Below are 14811 nucleotides of genomic sequence, written 5' to 3'. Positions count from 1 at the left end.
CCGAGCCGGCGCTAGTCCAGGCTGATTGGCCCCATTGCGTCCAGCAGGTCACCCGGGCCGGGGTTGCCGGGCGCGGATGTCCCGCCCAGGTGCTTCACCACGCCCCATACGGCGTTCAGCCCGGTGGTGACGGCGCCTTCAGCCCAGCCGGCTGTGAAAGAGACGTCGTCGCCGGCCAGGAAGATGCCGCGCTGGGATTCGGGCAGCGCGTCCTGCTTGAAGTGCGTGAACAGCCGCTGCTGGTATCGGTAGTGCCCCGGCAGGTTGGCTTTGAAGGCGCCCATGAAGTTGGGGTCGGCTTCCCAGGACACGGTAATGGGCTGCCCCACGATGTGCCCGGCGATATCCACGCCGGGGTAGATCTGTTCCAGTGAGTGCAGCATCAGCTCCACGCGTTCGTCCGCGTCCAGGGCAAGCCATTTCAGGGCGTCGTCGTTCCAGGTGTAGGAGAGCAGGATGACGGCGGGCTGGTCCGGGCCGTTGTCCAGCAGGTACGTGGCGCGGTTCAGCCGGTCCGTCAAGGTCATGGACAGGACCTCGTGCCCGGTGTCCGGGTCGATGTCCTTCCAGAACGGCCGGTCCACCATGACGAACGTCTTGGACGACTGCATGTAGTGCGAGCGCTCCATGGCGGTCCACAGCTCAGCCGGGAACAATGCTTCCTCGGTGTGGATGCGGGTGGACAGCAGCCACGACTGGCACGTGCTCACCACCGCCGGGTAGCTGGCCTCGCGGCCCCAGCGTTCACGGATCCGCAGGTTTCCGTCCGGGTCGCGGCTGATCTTCCCCACAGCGCCGCGGGGCGAGCCGGAGTGGAGCGAAGCAAGGGAGGTGCCGTCGGGCCAGTGCACCAGGTCCGACGGCGCGTGCTGCCAGAGTGCCTCGGGGAGCCGCTGCGCTCCTCCGCGGATGAACCGGTGCTGGTCGTCCGCGTCGGTGTAGACCACGCGGAGGATCTCCAGGATGGAGTTGGGAAAGTCCGTATCCCAGCCGCCCGTGCCGAATCCCACTTGGCCGAAAGCCTCGCGGTGCGCGAACCCTGCCTCCTTGAACGAATCGCTCGCGGCGATGAACCCGTAGAAGGTCTGCTCATCCATGAGCGGGAGCAGTTCGTTCCACAGTTCCTTGATCCGGGCCGTGTCGCGGGAGCGGATGGCGTCCTGCATTTCGGTGAACTTGGCGCCGTCGTTGACGGCCGCTTTCCAGGCGTCCGCAACCTCACGGAAAAAAGGCGGGAGGTCTCCCGGCTTTTCCGCGTAGTGCTTCTTACCTGCCAGCTCGATCACTGTGCTGGAGGTGGCCTCGGCCAGGGGGTTGGGGAACTCACAGGTTTCCAGGCCCAGCAGGTCAACGTAGTGGTAGAAAGCCTTGCCCGAGACCGGGAACCGCATACCGCCGAGGTCCGCCACCACGCCGGGAGCTGCCGGGAAGGCTGCCGTGCGGAGGCGGCCGCCGATCTGGTCTGCCTCGTAGACCACCGGGCGCAGGCCGAGTTTCATCAGCTCGTAGGCGGTCACCAGGCCGGAGAGCCCGGCTCCGATGACGGCCACTTCCGTGCCGTAGAGCTCCGGCGGGACGGAGCCCATGCCGTCCGGGTGGGCCAGGTAGTGGTCGTAGCTGAAGGGGAAATCGGGGTTCAGCATGGTGATGGGCGCCCGGCCGTCGGGGCCCTGCCCGGTTGCTGTGTCCGGCCCGGTTGAGGTGCTGGAGGGATCAGGGGCCGGCAGTTCGGTGGCGGTGGTCATGAGTGTTCTGCTTTCACAGGTTCCTGGCGCGGGGCCTTGGCGGTCAGTTCACGGTAGTCGAGCTCGCTCAGGGCCGCTACCTTCGAGTTTCGGCGTCCGTAGCCGAAGTAAATGGCAATCCCTACGAGCATCCAGGCGCCGAAGACCAGCCAGGTATCGGCACCAAGGTTCGCCATGAGGTAGGCGCACATGAGCGTTCCCAGCACGGGCGTGACCGGATACAGGGGCACCCGGAAACTGCGCTCCAGGTCCGGGCGGTTGCGCCGCAGGTAGATGACGGCGACGTTGACCAGGGCGAAGGCGAACAGCGTTCCGATGCTGGTGGCGTCCGCCAGCGCGCCGAGCGGCACGAGGCCTGCGGTCAGGGCGACGGCGGTTCCCACGATGAGCGTTCCGGCGGCAGGGGTACCGGTCCGGGCGGAGACGCGGCCGAAGACCCTGGGCACCAGGCCGTCCCGGGACATCGAGAGCAGGATGCGCGTCTGGCCGTACAGCACGGTGAGGACGATGCTGGCGATGGCCAGGACGGCGCCGATGGAGAAGACCAGCGCAATCCACGGCTGGTGGGTGGTCTCCTCCAGGATCTGGACGAGGGCGGCCTCGGTACCGTCGAACCAGCCCCAGGGCCGGGCCCCGATGGCGGCAACCGCCACGAGGACATAGACGCTGGTGACGATCACCATCGAGAGCAGGATGGCCCGGGGAAGGTCGCGCTTGGGGTTCCGGGCCTCTTCGCCGGCGGTGGAGGCCGCGTCAAAGCCGATGTAGGAGAAGAACACCCGCGAGGCAGCTGCGGAAACACCGGCGGCTCCCATGGGCAGGAGCGGTTCGAAATTGCCCGCGTTGAACGCGGTGAAGGCAACGGCGCAGAAGAAGAGCAGGATGCCGATCTTGATGATCACCACTGCCGTGTTGATCCAGGCGCTTTCCCGGGCGCCGCGGACCAGCAGGACCATGGCCAGGACCACGATGGCCATCGCCGGGATGTTCACCAGTCCGCCGTCGCCGGGAGGCTGGGACATCGCATCCGGCAGCACCTGCCCAAACGCCGCCAGCGCTTCATTGACGTACTGGCCGGCACCTACGGCTACGGCGGCCACGGAAACGGCGTACTCAAGGACAAGGCACCACCCGCAGATCCACGCCATGCCTTCGCCCATGGTGGCGTAGGAGTAGGAATAGCTGGAGCCCGCTACCGGAACCAGGCCGGCCATTTCGGCATACGACACCGCCGAGAGGAGCGCGGCCAGGCCGGCAATGACGAACGAGATCCAGATGGCCGGCCCGGCCAGCGGCACCGACTCGCCAAGGATCACCAGGATCCCGGTCCCGAGCGTGGCGCCAACACTGATCATGGTGAGGTGGAGGACGCCGAAGCTGCGGACCAGCGCAGTGCCGCCCTCGCCGCTTCCGGCTTCGCTGACCATCTGGCCGATTGGCTTGCGGCGCTGGAGCTGGTCTGCCAGGCGCGGCCGGGAGGCACCCGGCGCAATGGGTTTTTCGGTGGTCACAGGCACAGTCACCGTTGACGTCCCTTCAGAGTAGTTTTCGGTTTCCCCTCCCCAAGGTTGGCATGTGAGCCAACTCTCAAGGCGGTGCAATATGACCTATAGTTGCCAACCATGAGACTATCTGCACACCGCCACCACGGGTCAACCGCGGCCCGGGCGGGCCGCTCCGCCGGGTCGGTCCGCCATGCCCACTGAGCCCGCAGCAGCCGGCCGGCTGAGCTTCGTCACGCTCCAGCAGTTCCTCGACCAACTGCCGCCGGTGTTGAAGACGCTCCACGACGGCGGCAGCGGCGACCGGCTGCTGCGCTGGGTGGAACCCAGTGAGCTGGAGGATCCGACGCCCTACCTGCCCGAGGGTGAGTTCCTGCTGACCGCCGGCCTTCCCTTCCTGGGCAACGGCGGGGCGCCCGCCAGCGCGGACGCGTATGTCCGGCGGTTGGTAGACGCCAAGGTAGCGGCCTTGGGATTCGGAATCAGGCCCTACTTCGACGCCGTCCCGGACGTGGTCATCGACGCGTGCCGGCACCACAACCTCACCTTGTTCGAAGTACCGGAATCGCTCCCGTTCGCGGCCATCGGCCTCCAATTCTCCCAGCTGCTGGAGTCCGATACTGCGCGGGTCTTCCGGCAACTGGCGGAAACCAACCGGCAGTTGATGCGCGCAGTCCTCTCCCCCAGGCCGGAACACGAACTGCTGGCGGCGCTGGTGCAGCGCGTGCCCGTCTGGGCAGTGATGGTGGGAGCGGACGGCCGGGTCCGGGCCCGCGGCACCAGCGGCGGCGGCAGCCCCGCCGTCGAGCTTTCCCTGCTGGAACCCATGCTCAAACGTTTGTTCTCCGGCAGCGGCCCCCGGGTGGAGATGGACGGGTTTGACCTGCCGGGCTCGGCCTTGGTGGTTGGCCATCCGCTGCGCAGCACCAAGGACGCGAACCTGGGGGCACTGGTCCTGGGTTCAGACGTACCCTTGACGCCGGCGCAGAACAACGTGGTCCAGACCGCCGTCGGACTCCTCGAACTGTTGGTCCGGCAGCGAACCAGCGGTTCGCTGGCACCCAGCCAACTGGCTACGGCTGTGCTGCTGCACCCCGAAAGCCTCACCAGCGGGAGCGCCAGGCACCTGAACGCACTCAGGGACCTGATGGCGCAGAGCCTGTCCTCCACCCGGTCCGCGGCCATGCGCGTGGTGCAGGGCATCAAGATGGACGCACCGGAGTGGCCCGCCGGGGACAGCCCGGTCCGGGAGCTCCTCCAGTGGCGGCGCCTGTTCGATACCAAGCTGGTGGAAATCACCGATTACGGATTCGCTGCAGTGACCCGGTTGAAGGTGGACGACTCCCTGCTCGCCGAGGTCGAAAAGCTCGGGTGGCGCCTGGTGGTTGGCGAACCCACCGAACTCACCGGCCTTGCCGCCGCATATCAGGATGCGGGTTCCCTGCGGAGCCGCGTGCAGAGGAGCGGGCAAAGCGTCCGCGCCGACGAGGTTCAATGGTCGGTGGCCGGGCTGCTGGGCCGCGAAGCAGGGACCATGCTGGCGGAACGGCTCCTTCATCCGGTGCTGTCCCTGGAACCGGACCGGCGCGATCCGCTGCTGGCGGTGCTTCGCGGCTGGCTTACCGAGAACGGCAGCTGGGACGGCTCCGCCAAGCTGCTGGGACTTCACCGCAACAGCGTGCGGCGCCAGGTCGGGGTCCTTGCAGACCTCCTCGGGATGGACTTGAACCAGGCGCAGGTGCGGGCAGAGCTGTGGATTGCACTGCAGTACGCGGACGCATTGACCGGCCCGACGGCGGGCAGCTAGGTCAGGTGATCCGCGGACCGGGCCGGGCCGGACGCAAGCCCGGCCTCCCACGCGCGGTACAGCTCCGGCCGGCGCTCCCTCAGGTAGGGCACGTCGTTCCTGGCGGCGCGGACAGCCTCCGTGCCTACGGTGGCGAACAGCAGTTCCGGAGCATTGCCCGCCGCAGCCAGCACGCCGCCATCCGGCCCCGCCACCACGCTTCCCCCGCCGAACGTATAGGAATCCTCGGCGCCACAGTGGTTGGCATAGGCCACGTTGAGCTGGCTTTCCAGCGCACGGGCGCGGACAAGGACCTGGGGCACCGCCCCATAGCCCGCGGACAAGGCGGTGGGCACCAGCAGCAGTTCCGCGCCGCGCGCGGCTGCGGCCCTCGCGGCTTCCGGGAATTCGATGTCGTAACAGATCAGCAATGAGGTGCGGATGCCGAGGAAGTCGACGACGGCGGGCGGCTCGCTGGCCGCGACGAATGCCTTGCGTTCCTCGTCGCCGAAGAGGTGCACCTTGGCGTACCGAAGAAGTTCCGCGCCGGTGGCGTCCACCAGGGACGCGGAAATGTGCCAGCCGGGACCGCCCGCGCGGTCCATGTCCCGGGAGCCGTTCCCCTTTTGGGCGGCGGCAGCGCCGTCACCTGCGCCACCGGCGGCTTCGGCCGGGAGGCTGTAAACGAGGCCAATCCCGTTGCGGCGGGCAATCCCCGCGAGGCTTTCGCGGAGTGCGGGAAGGGTTGCCGGGTCCAGTTCGCAGCCCAGCCGCAGTGGCGCGTAGCCCACCGGAAACAGCTCCGGCGTAAGGAGCAGGCCGGCGCCGGCGCGGGCGGCCCGGTTGGCAGCCTCGTCAATGGTCCGGAGATTCGCCTCAACGTCCAGGACCGCGGCGTTCGCCTGCAGGACGGACAGCAGCATCATTACCACCTTCTGTATGCCTGTCCGTGGTGACTGGACGGGCCGGACTGTTCACTCCCTCCAGCCTAGCCAGCGCCGCAGGGAAGGGGACGGGTCGTTTGGACCCGTCCGCCCCCTGCCGCGGGACGGAATGCCCACGGCCGGCTCGCAACAGAGGTCAGACGCGTTTACCGGACACCCGCCCGACGTTATGCGTTAACTTCTTGACTACAAGAGGAACGATAGGGCAATCTTCTTAGCATGTCCGCAACCACGCGCTCAACGAGGAGCAAGCCCAAGAATCCCGGCTCGCAGTCAGCCCTGCGGCAGCTGAACCAGCAGCGGATCATTGAGGCCCTTATGGGGGGTCCGTCCACGCAGGCGGAGCTCGCCCGGCAGACGGGGCTTTCCACTGCCACCGTCTCGAACATCGTCAAAATCATGCTGGACTCCGGCTTGGCCTCCACCGAACCGATTACCAGTTCCGGCCGCCGGGCATTGAACGTGCGGCTCAACAGCAATGGCGCCGTTGCGGTCGGCATCGACTTCGGCCGCCGGCACCTGCGGGTGGTCTTGGCCTCCCTCAGCTACCACGTCATTGCCGAAGAGTCGGTGATGCTTCCGCTGGGCCACCAGGCGGACGACGGCATCCAGGCGGCGGTGGTGCTGCTGGAGAAACTGCTCCGGGAAAGCGGGGTGGAACGGAGCTATATGGTGGGCGCCGGCGTCGGAATTCCAGGCCCGATCGACCGGCGGACCGGCACCGTCGCGCAGGGGGCAATCCTTCCCGAATGGGTGGGCATCAACATCCTCCAGCATCTTGAGGAAACCTTGAGAATCCCCGTGTTTGTGGACAATGACGCGAATCTGGGCGCATGGTCAGAAGTGACCTGGGGGCAGCATTCGGGGGTCAGCAACCTGCTGTTCCTGAAGATCGGTTCCGGTATCGGCGCCGGCCTGATCCTCAACGGAGCGCCGTACTACGGCAACGTGGGAATCACCGGCGAAATCGGCCATGCCACCATCCACGAGCAAGGGCTGGTGTGCCGGTGCGGGAACCGCGGATGCCTGGAAACCATCGCGTCCACCACCACCATGATCGAGCTCCTGAGCCGCGGCGAGGACCGGCCGTTGACGCCCGCCGACATCGTCAGGAAAGCCCTGAACCGGGACTCGGCAACCCTCCGCGTGGTGGACGACGCAGGCCTGGCGGTGGGGCGTGCCCTGGGCAACGTGGCCAATCTGATCAACCCCGAAGTCATCGTGGTGGGCGGGCCGCTGGCAGGCCTGGGCGACATCCTGCTGGACCCTATCCGCAGGGGGCTGATCCGGCACGCCGTGCCGGTCATCGGCGAAACAACCACCTTGGCCATGTCCTCGCTGGGCGACCGCGCCGAGGCCCTGGGGGCGGCCGCTTTGGTGTTCCAGCATGCAGGTATCCGACGCTCGTAGACCATTTCGTTATCCGGCAATTGCGTTAAAGACTTGACGACAACAGCTGTGATCCAGTTTACTTTTGGTTCAGACGGCCCTGCGCTTTGCCGGCCGGACAAAGAAGTCATTGCATTGGAGGGTTAGGGCTCATGACGTCCCAGACCACGCATACGGATCCGATCATCCTTGAGATGCGGTCCATCACCAAGGAATTCCCCGGCGTTAAAGCCTTGTCGAACGTGAGCCTCCGGGTCAGGGCCGGCGAAATCCACGCCATCTGCGGCGAAAACGGCGCCGGCAAGTCCACCCTCATGAAGGTCCTCTCGGGCGTCTACCCCTACGGCAGCTACGACGGCGACATCGTGTACCAGGGCCAGGTCCAGCAGTTCAAGGACATCAGGGCCAGCGAGCATGCCGGAATCGTCATCATCCACCAGGAACTGGCGCTGATCCCCGAGCTGTCCATCATGGAGAACATCTTCCTGGGCAACGAACCCACCAAGCGGGGCGTCATCGACTGGGCCGAGGCCCGGCTGCGGTCCCTGGACCTGCTGGCGCGGGTAGGCCTCCGGGATGACCCGGACACCCCCATCAAGGAAATCGGCGTCGGCAAGCAGCAACTGGTGGAAATCGCCAAGGCGCTGAACAAGTCCGTGAAGATCCTGATCCTGGACGAGCCCACTGCAGCCCTTAATGAATCCGACTCCCAGCATCTGCTGGATTTGATGCTGGGCCTGAAGGCGAAGGGCATCACGTCGATCATCATTTCGCACAAGCTCAACGAGATTGAGCAGGTGGCCGATTCGATCACCATCATCCGCGACGGCAAGTCAATCGAGACGCTGGACGTCAAGAAGGACGGCGTGGACGAGGACCGGATCATCAAGGGCATGGTGGGCCGGACACTGGAATCCCGGTTCCCGGACCACACACCCAAGATCGGCGAGGTGTTCTTCGAGGTCAAGGACTGGACTGTTGGCCACCCGGCCATCCAGGACCGCCTGGTCTGCAAGGGCTCGAACTTCTTTGTCCGCCGTGGCGAAATCGTCGGCTTCGCCGGGCTCATGGGTGCCGGGCGCACCGAACTGGCCCGCTCGGTCTTCGGCCGGTCCTACGGCCGCTTCATCGACGGCCACATCTACAAGGATGGCAAGGAAGTCGTCCTCAAGAACGTCCGGCAGGCCATCGACGCCGGACTGGGCTACGTCACCGAGGACCGCAAGTCGCTGGGCCTGAACCTCCTGGATGACATCAAGACGACCACCGTGGCGGCCAACCTGCGCAAGATCAGCCACAACTTCGTGGTGGACGCCAACCAGGAATTCACGGTTGCGGAGCAGTACCGCAAGTCGCTGCGGACCAAGACGCCCTCTGTCGAGGAAGGTGTCGCCAAGCTCTCCGGCGGCAACCAGCAGAAGGTGGTCCTCGCCAAGTGGATGTTCACGGACCCCGACCTGCTGATCCTCGACGAGCCGACGCGCGGCATCGACGTCGGCGCCAAGTATGAGATCTACGGCATCATCCAGCAGCTCGCCAACCAGGGCAAGGGCGTCATCGTTATTTCCTCGGAGCTACCCGAGCTCCTGGGCCTGTCCGACCGCATCTACACCATTTTCGAAGGCGCCATCACCGGTGTCCTGACCAAAGACGAGGCCAGCCAGGAAAGCCTGATGAAACTGATGACCTCCGCTACCCGAAAAGCCGCCTGACCTTCTGGCAATCCCCAGAACCTTCCGGACACAAGGACTGACACCATGAACGCCCTCAAAAAGCTGTTTGGCGGCAACACCCGCCAATTCGGCATGATCTTCGCCCTGGTTGCGCTGATTATTTTCTTCCAGATCTTCACCGACGGCCGCACCCTCACTCCCGGCAACGTCATCAACCTCTTCAACGGCAACTCCTACATCCTGATCCTGGCGATCGGCATGGTCCTGGTGATTATCGCCGGCCACATCGATCTTTCCGTCGGTTCGGTCGCGGCGTTTGTCGGGGTCAGCGTCGCCCTGGCCATCCGCGACTGGGGAATCCCCTGGTATGCGGGCGTGCTCCTGGGCCTGCTGCTCGGAGCCCTGATCGGAGCCTGGCAAGGCCTGTGGACAGCGTATGTGGGCATTCCGGCCTTCATCGTCACCCTGGCCGGCATGCTCCTGTTCCGCGGCTTCAACCAGTTCGTAGGCAAGTCCAACACCATTCCCGTCCCGGAAGACTTCCAGTACCTCGGCTCCGGCTACCTCCCCGAGGTAGGACCGGACACCGGGTTCAACAACCTGACACTCCTGATGGGCATCGCCGTTGCGGTCTTCGTCGTCGTAGGTGAACTCCGGGCCCGGGCACGGGCCAAGGCGCTGGGCGCAGGCGTCCCCGAAATGTGGGTGACCGTGGTGAAGCTGGTGCTGATCTGCGCCGCCATCCTTTACGCCACGTACCTGTTCGCCACGGGCCGGCCCGGCACGTCCTTCCCCATCCCCGGCCTGATCCTGGCCGTCCTGGTCCTGATCTACGGCTTCATCTCCTCGCGCACCGTCGTTGGCCGCCACGTCTACGCTGTCGGTGGCAACCGCCACGCAGCCGAACTGTCCGGCGTCCAGTCCAAGAAGGTCAACTTCCTGGTCATGATGAACATGTCCATCCTGGCCGGGCTGGCCGGCATGATCTTCGTGGGCCGCTCCACCGCGTCCGGCCCCTTTGACGGCGTCGGCTGGGAACTGGACGCCATCGCCGCTGTCTTCATCGGCGGCGCGGCAGTGACAGGCGGCGTGGGCACCGTGGTCGGCTCCATCATCGGTGGCCTGGTCATGGCCGTGCTCAACAACGGCCTGCAGCTCCTGGGCGTCGGCGCCGACCTCACCCAGATCATCAAGGGCCTGGTCCTCCTGATCGCCGTCGCCTTCGACGTCTACAACAAGTCCCAGGGCAAGCGGTCCATCATCGGCATGCTGACCCGGAACATGAACCGCAACACCGCCGGCCCCAGCGGCCCCATCCAGCCTGACGAAACAACCTCCACCAAGGAAGCGATCGCCAGGGAAGCCTGAAGTTTGCAGCCTGAATACTGTTCCATCACACAAAGAAAGAGAACCAACAATGCGAATGTTTGGTAAAGCAGGGAAGGCCGCAGCGGTTGCTGCCATCGCAGCACTGGCGCTGACGGGCTGTGGACGCTCGGAACCCTCCGGTGGTTCCAGCAGCGGTGCCGCGGGATTCGACCAGAACTCCTCCATCGGCGTCGCGCTTCCGCAGAAGACCAGTGAGAACTGGGTCCTGGCCGAGAAGCTGTTCAACGACGGCCTGAACGGCGCAGGGTTCAAGGCTGACGTCCAGTTCGCCAACGGCGGCGTTTCCGAGCAGCAGAACCAGATCAGCGCCATGGTCACCAAGGGTGCCAAGGTCATCATCGTGGGCGCCATCGACGGCTCCCAGCTGGGTACCCAGCTCAAGCAGGCAAAGGACGCAGGCGCCACCATCATCGCCTACGACCGCCTCCTGCTGAACACCGCCAACGTGGACTACTACGTGGCGTATGACAACTTCAAGGTCGGCGTTCTCCAGGGCCAGGCCCTGCTGGACGGCCTCAAGGCCAAGAAGCCGTCCGGTCCCTACAACATCGAACTGTTCGCGGGTTCACCGGACGATGCCAACGCCAAGGTGTTCTTCGACGGCGCCATGAGCGTCCTGAAGCCCAAGATCGACGACGGCACCCTCAAGGTTGTCTCCGGACAGGCCAGCTTCGAGCAGGCCGTAACCCAGGGCTGGAAGGCTGAGAACGCCCAGCGCCGCATGGACACCCTGCTCAGCGGCAGCTACAGCAGCGCCAACGTTGACGGCGTCCTGTCCCCCAACGACACCCTGGCCCGCGCGATCCTGACCTCCGTCAAGGCCGCAGGCAAGCCGATCCCGGTGGTCACCGGCCAGGACTCCGAGGTTGAGTCGGTCAAGTCCATCCTCGCCGGCGAGCAGTACTCCACCATCAACAAGGACACCCGCAAGCTCGTTGAGCACGCAATCACCATGGTCAAGGACCTGCAGGCCGGCAAGAAGCCTGAGGTCAACGACGACAAGTCCTACAACAACGGCAACAAGGTTGTACCCGCCTACCTGCTGGAGCCGGTCATCGTGACCTCCGCCAACGTGAAGACGGCCTACACGGACGACCCCGTACTCGGCCCGATCACCAAGTAGCACCCGTGCAACAGCCGGCGTAAACCGGCTACAGGAAAGCCCGGTCCCTTCGTGGGGCCGGGCTTTCCTGCGTCTGCCTAGCGCTGGACCCGGAGCACTCCCGGACCGGTGAACTGCAGCGCGTGGTTCTTCACGGCCGCAGGGGTGGTAAACGCCTTGTAGGCGTAGGCGTCGGCGGGGTTCCAGCCCACATCCGTGGTGAAGTCCCAACCGGTCCAGTCCGGGGCAATAGTTCCGGTCTCTTCTGCTTCGGCAAGGGCTTGCGCACGATGATGGTCGAAGGAGGCACGGGCTATGGCATTCAGGTCTGCTTCGGCCCCGTTGAACCAGGACCCGGTATCGCTGAAGCGGTTGCCGTTGTAGCTGCTGACCATGACGCTCTGGTCAGCCCCGGGACCGGTGTATTCGAACGCGTTTCGCTCTGAAAAGATTCGTGATTCATATCCGGCGCCGAGGAAGTAGCTGTGACCGCCTTGCCCCTCGCTGATCATGGGGTAGTCGGGGTTGTCTGTGCTGCCGACGAAGTAGTTATTGACTACATGGACTTCGCCGAAGCGAACTCTCGGTCCCCGCTGCTGGATGTTCTCGAACAGGTTGCCGATGTATGTGACATGAAGCTTGCCGCCATCTTTGTCCACGTGCTCATCGCCCGACCCCAGGAGCATGGTCTTGTCGTGATTGGACAGCCTGCTGTTCGAAACGGTGACGAAATCCGTGCCGTCCTTCAGGTCCAGCAGTCCATCGTGCCGGTTCGCAGGCTTGCCCCGGAAGCCCATCGGCGCCTCCGCATCGGGGAACCTGCCGTCAGAGAACTGGACGTGGTCTATCCACACGTGGTGGGACGTCACCGAAGAAACAGCATCGAAGCGCGCATTCCAGGCTCCGTCGCCGTCATCGGGAGACCATGTGGTGAAGAAATCCACCGGCGCTTCGATGCTGAGGTTTCGAATCACCACGTTCGAGGCGTTCAGGATGACGATGTTTGCACCTACGAAGCCGGCGCCCCCATCCGCCCCTACGAGGGTGGTGTTGCTGGGGATGCTGATCTCAATCTGCCGCTTCATGTTGTTGCTGCCGGTCTGCCGGAGTTGGCGCTGCTTTTTGCAGTAATCGAAGGTTTGGTCGCTCCACACCCTTCCCTCCGGTCCGAAGCAGGACATGTATTTGGTGATGTCGTATCCGGACGCGTAATCCTGCTCCCCGAGGATTCGGCCGTCCGGGGCTTGGTTTCCGTCGATAGTGCCGCGGACGTAAACCACCTTCGGCGCGCTTGGCTCGCCATGGTTGGCGAGCGCAGCCTTCAGCCCGGCAAGGGTATTCACCTCGTAGGTGTTTGCGGCGGGTGCGCCGGCACCCCCATTGGTACCGCTTCCGACGGCGGCCCAACCGGCAGGTGCCGCATCATCAGCGCGGATGGTGCCGCCGCCGGTTGGTGCCGGGGTGGCCGGGGCGGGGGCTGCCACGGAAAGTCCGACGGCCAGTGCGCAGCCGAGGGAGGTGGCGATCATAGCGAGGCGCGGGAGGCCCCGCTGCATGGATGGGAAAGGTCGGAGGGTGTTCAGGGACGTCATTGGCCTGGTTTCCGGCATGCCAAATAGACCACATGCCTTGGTACGTGGTGCATCGGATGGGTTGCAACTCAATCCAGAAAGCGTTTTCTGGCGAGTTCCTTAATTTCTAGTACTCCTGTGACAAAGCTGTCAATAGCGCTTCACAGCGCAAACACAGGTGTGGCCGGATTCACGCACAGCATGCCCGGCGAGTGTTGAGGCGAAGCCGGCCCTCCGCGCCGGCACCTGAGTCATAGGAGTAACGTGAGCGTCCTTGCCCGAAGCGTAGGCAATGCCTTCAGAAACAAGGTCCGCACCGCAGCTGTTGTCGCGGTGCTGGCCGTCGCCATCGGACTGGCCCTGGCCATGCTGGTGGCCAACCAGGCGGTCGGAGCCAAAGTCCGGGAGCTGAACGCCTCCGTAGGCACCGTCCTGACTGTCAACCCGGCCGGCGGCCAAGGCTTTGAAGGCGGCGGGGAGCCCCTCACCGCCGCCCAGGCAGCCGCCGCGGCCGCCGTACCCAACGTCAGTGCCGTCGTCGGGACCTCATCGCTCCGCCTCCGCAATGCCGCTGAAGCCGCAGCGCAGGCAGCCGCTGGCCAGACAGGCCAGGCGGGTCCCGGGGGCGGGCAGGGCGGCCCCGGCGGCCAGTCCGCAACCACCTTGACCACCAGCCTGACCGCTGCGGTGGACGCCGGAACGCTGGGCAACCGTAACCAGCAGGCCAACGGAACCACCGGTTCCACCGGTTCCACCGAGGGCACCCAGGCCGTCAGGTCCCTGCCCATCACTGCCACGGGGATCGGCGCAGAGGTGGACACTACGGGCAAAGCCTTGAACATCACGCAGGGCTCCGGACTCGGAAACTACTCAGCCGCTTCGACCAGCGCGCTGCTCGGCACCACACTGGCTGAGAAGAACAACCTCACGATCGGTTCCACCTTCACCATCAATGACCAGGCCTACACAGTGGCGGGACTGTTCGATGCAGGCACCGCGTTCGGCAACAACGCCGTATACGTGACACTGCCTACTGCCCAGACCCTGGCCGGGACGCAAAATGAGCTGTCCAGCATGATTGTCACGGTCAACTCGATGGACAATGTGGCCTCCACCAAGACAGCGCTGCAATCGGCTCTCGGCACCGACAAGGCTGACGTCACCCAAGGCCAGAACCTGCAGACGGCGGTCAGCTCCCTGGACAGCGTCAAGAACATTTCCTTGATCGCATTCATCGCCGCCCTTGGCACGGCAGGCCTGATCATCCTGCTCATTATGGTCATGCTGGTCCGCGAGCGCCGCCGCGAGATCGGCGTACTGAAGGCTATCGGGGCACCCAACCGCACCATCGGACTGCAGTTCGTGCTGGAAGCACTGGTCCTCGCCGCACTGGGCAGCGCGGTGGGAGCCGGCATCGCATCATTCGCCAGCGGCGGCATTGCCTCTGCCCTGATCAGCAGCAACACCACCACGACGGCGGCCACAACCACCGGCCGCGGATTCCCGGGCGGGGCCGGTGGCTTCCCCGGTGGCCAGGGCGGTCCCCTGGGTGGCGCCTCCCAGCTGTTGAACTCCGTGACCGCGAGCGCATCGCCGGGAGTCATCGCCGGTGGTATTGCGGCCGTCTTCGGCGTCGCCATCGTCGGCGCCCTGGTTCCCGCGCTGCTCACGGCGCGTATCCGTCCCATCGAAGTCCTGCGAGGAGAATAG

Annotated in this window: 10 protein-coding genes; 6 read left to right on the top strand and 4 right to left on the bottom strand. The window is 65.2% G+C overall.

The features are described 5' to 3' along the window. Nucleotides 1–11 precede the first annotated feature (11 nt). Nucleotides 12–1745 carry an NAD(P)/FAD-dependent oxidoreductase gene (locus DFO47_RS14360; RefSeq protein ID WP_208294409.1) on the bottom strand — a complete coding sequence of 578 codons (1734 nt, stop codon included), beginning with the start codon at nucleotides 1743–1745 and terminating at the stop codon, nucleotides 12–14. Next, nucleotides 1742–3172: an amino acid permease gene (locus DFO47_RS14355; RefSeq protein WP_243835494.1), complete on the bottom strand. Its 1431-nt coding sequence runs from the start codon at nucleotides 3170–3172 to the stop codon at nucleotides 1742–1744. Before DFO47_RS14355 ends, DFO47_RS14360 begins: the two co-directional genes overlap by 4 nt. A gap of 268 nt (nucleotides 3173–3440) precedes the next feature. Between DFO47_RS14355 and DFO47_RS14350 the strand changes: the two genes are divergently transcribed. Further along, nucleotides 3441–5054: a PucR family transcriptional regulator gene (locus DFO47_RS14350; protein ID WP_133832104.1), complete on the top strand. Its 1614-nt coding sequence runs from the start codon at nucleotides 3441–3443 to the stop codon at nucleotides 5052–5054. Here DFO47_RS14350 and DFO47_RS14345 read toward each other — a convergent pair. Further along, nucleotides 5051–5959 carry a nitrilase-related carbon-nitrogen hydrolase gene (locus DFO47_RS14345; RefSeq protein WP_133832103.1) on the bottom strand — a complete coding sequence of 303 codons (909 nt, stop codon included), beginning with the start codon at nucleotides 5957–5959 and terminating at the stop codon, nucleotides 5051–5053. The two genes, DFO47_RS14350 and DFO47_RS14345, sit on opposite strands and share 4 nt — an antisense overlap. 237 nt (nucleotides 5960–6196) lie before the next feature. Here DFO47_RS14345 and DFO47_RS14340 point away from each other — a divergent pair, with 237 nt between their 5' ends. From DFO47_RS14340 to DFO47_RS14325, 4 genes are all read left to right on the top strand, one after another. Continuing rightward, nucleotides 6197–7387 (top strand): ROK family transcriptional regulator, encoded by a 1191-nt coding sequence (locus tag DFO47_RS14340; RefSeq protein WP_018761950.1) that lies wholly within the window; start codon nucleotides 6197–6199, stop codon nucleotides 7385–7387. A 131-nt stretch (nucleotides 7388–7518) separates the two neighbouring features. Next, nucleotides 7519–9078 carry a multiple monosaccharide ABC transporter ATP-binding protein gene (gene mmsA / locus DFO47_RS14335; RefSeq protein WP_018761951.1) on the top strand — a complete coding sequence of 520 codons (1560 nt, stop codon included), beginning with the start codon at nucleotides 7519–7521 and terminating at the stop codon, nucleotides 9076–9078. A gap of 45 nt (nucleotides 9079–9123) precedes the next feature. Next, nucleotides 9124–10407: a multiple monosaccharide ABC transporter permease gene (gene mmsB / locus DFO47_RS14330; protein ID WP_018761952.1), complete on the top strand. Its 1284-nt coding sequence runs from the start codon at nucleotides 9124–9126 to the stop codon at nucleotides 10405–10407. 49 nt (nucleotides 10408–10456) lie between these two features. Beyond that, nucleotides 10457–11551, top strand: coding sequence for a sugar-binding protein (locus DFO47_RS14325; protein ID WP_043424015.1), 1095 nt, complete (start codon nucleotides 10457–10459; stop codon nucleotides 11549–11551). A 77-nt stretch (nucleotides 11552–11628) separates the two neighbouring features. Here DFO47_RS14325 and DFO47_RS14320 read toward each other — a convergent pair whose 3' ends face one another. Continuing rightward, nucleotides 11629–13122 carry a polysaccharide lyase family 1 protein gene (locus DFO47_RS14320; RefSeq protein ID WP_243835490.1) on the bottom strand — a complete coding sequence of 498 codons (1494 nt, stop codon included), beginning with the start codon at nucleotides 13120–13122 and terminating at the stop codon, nucleotides 11629–11631. Between the two features lie 243 nt (nucleotides 13123–13365). On the opposite strand from DFO47_RS14320, the gene DFO47_RS14315 reads away from it, so the two are divergent. After that, entirely contained in the window at nucleotides 13366–14811 is a 1446-nt protein-coding gene (locus DFO47_RS14315) for an FtsX-like permease family protein (RefSeq protein WP_133832102.1), read from the top strand.

This window comes from Arthrobacter sp. AG258 (assembly GCF_004364695.1).
Taxonomy (GTDB): domain Bacteria; phylum Actinomycetota; class Actinomycetes; order Actinomycetales; family Micrococcaceae; genus Arthrobacter.
This window is presented reverse-complemented; position numbering and strand designations above follow the sequence as displayed.

Excerpts from the sequence above, each read along its gene's own strand:
- DFO47_RS14345 (WP_133832103.1), bottom strand. The coding sequence starts at position 5,959 with ATGATGCTGCTGTCCGTCCTGCAGGCGAACGCCGCGGTCCTGGACGTT.
- DFO47_RS14320 (WP_243835490.1), bottom strand. The coding sequence starts at position 13,122 with ATGACGTCCCTGAACACCCTCCGACCTTTCCCATCCATGCAGCGGGGC.
- mmsB (WP_018761952.1), top strand. The coding sequence starts at position 9,124 with ATGAACGCCCTCAAAAAGCTGTTTGGCGGCAACACCCGCCAATTCGGC.
- mmsA (WP_018761951.1), top strand. The coding sequence starts at position 7,519 with ATGACGTCCCAGACCACGCATACGGATCCGATCATCCTTGAGATGCGG.
- DFO47_RS14350 (WP_133832104.1), top strand. The coding sequence starts at position 3,441 with ATGCCCACTGAGCCCGCAGCAGCCGGCCGGCTGAGCTTCGTCACGCTC.
- DFO47_RS14340 (WP_018761950.1), top strand. The coding sequence starts at position 6,197 with ATGTCCGCAACCACGCGCTCAACGAGGAGCAAGCCCAAGAATCCCGGC.
- DFO47_RS14360 (WP_208294409.1), bottom strand. The coding sequence starts at position 1,745 with ATGACCACCGCCACCGAACTGCCGGCCCCTGATCCCTCCAGCACCTCA.
- DFO47_RS14325 (WP_043424015.1), top strand. The coding sequence starts at position 10,457 with ATGCGAATGTTTGGTAAAGCAGGGAAGGCCGCAGCGGTTGCTGCCATC.
- DFO47_RS14355 (WP_243835494.1), bottom strand. The coding sequence starts at position 3,172 with ATGGTCAGCGAAGCCGGAAGCGGCGAGGGCGGCACTGCGCTGGTCCGC.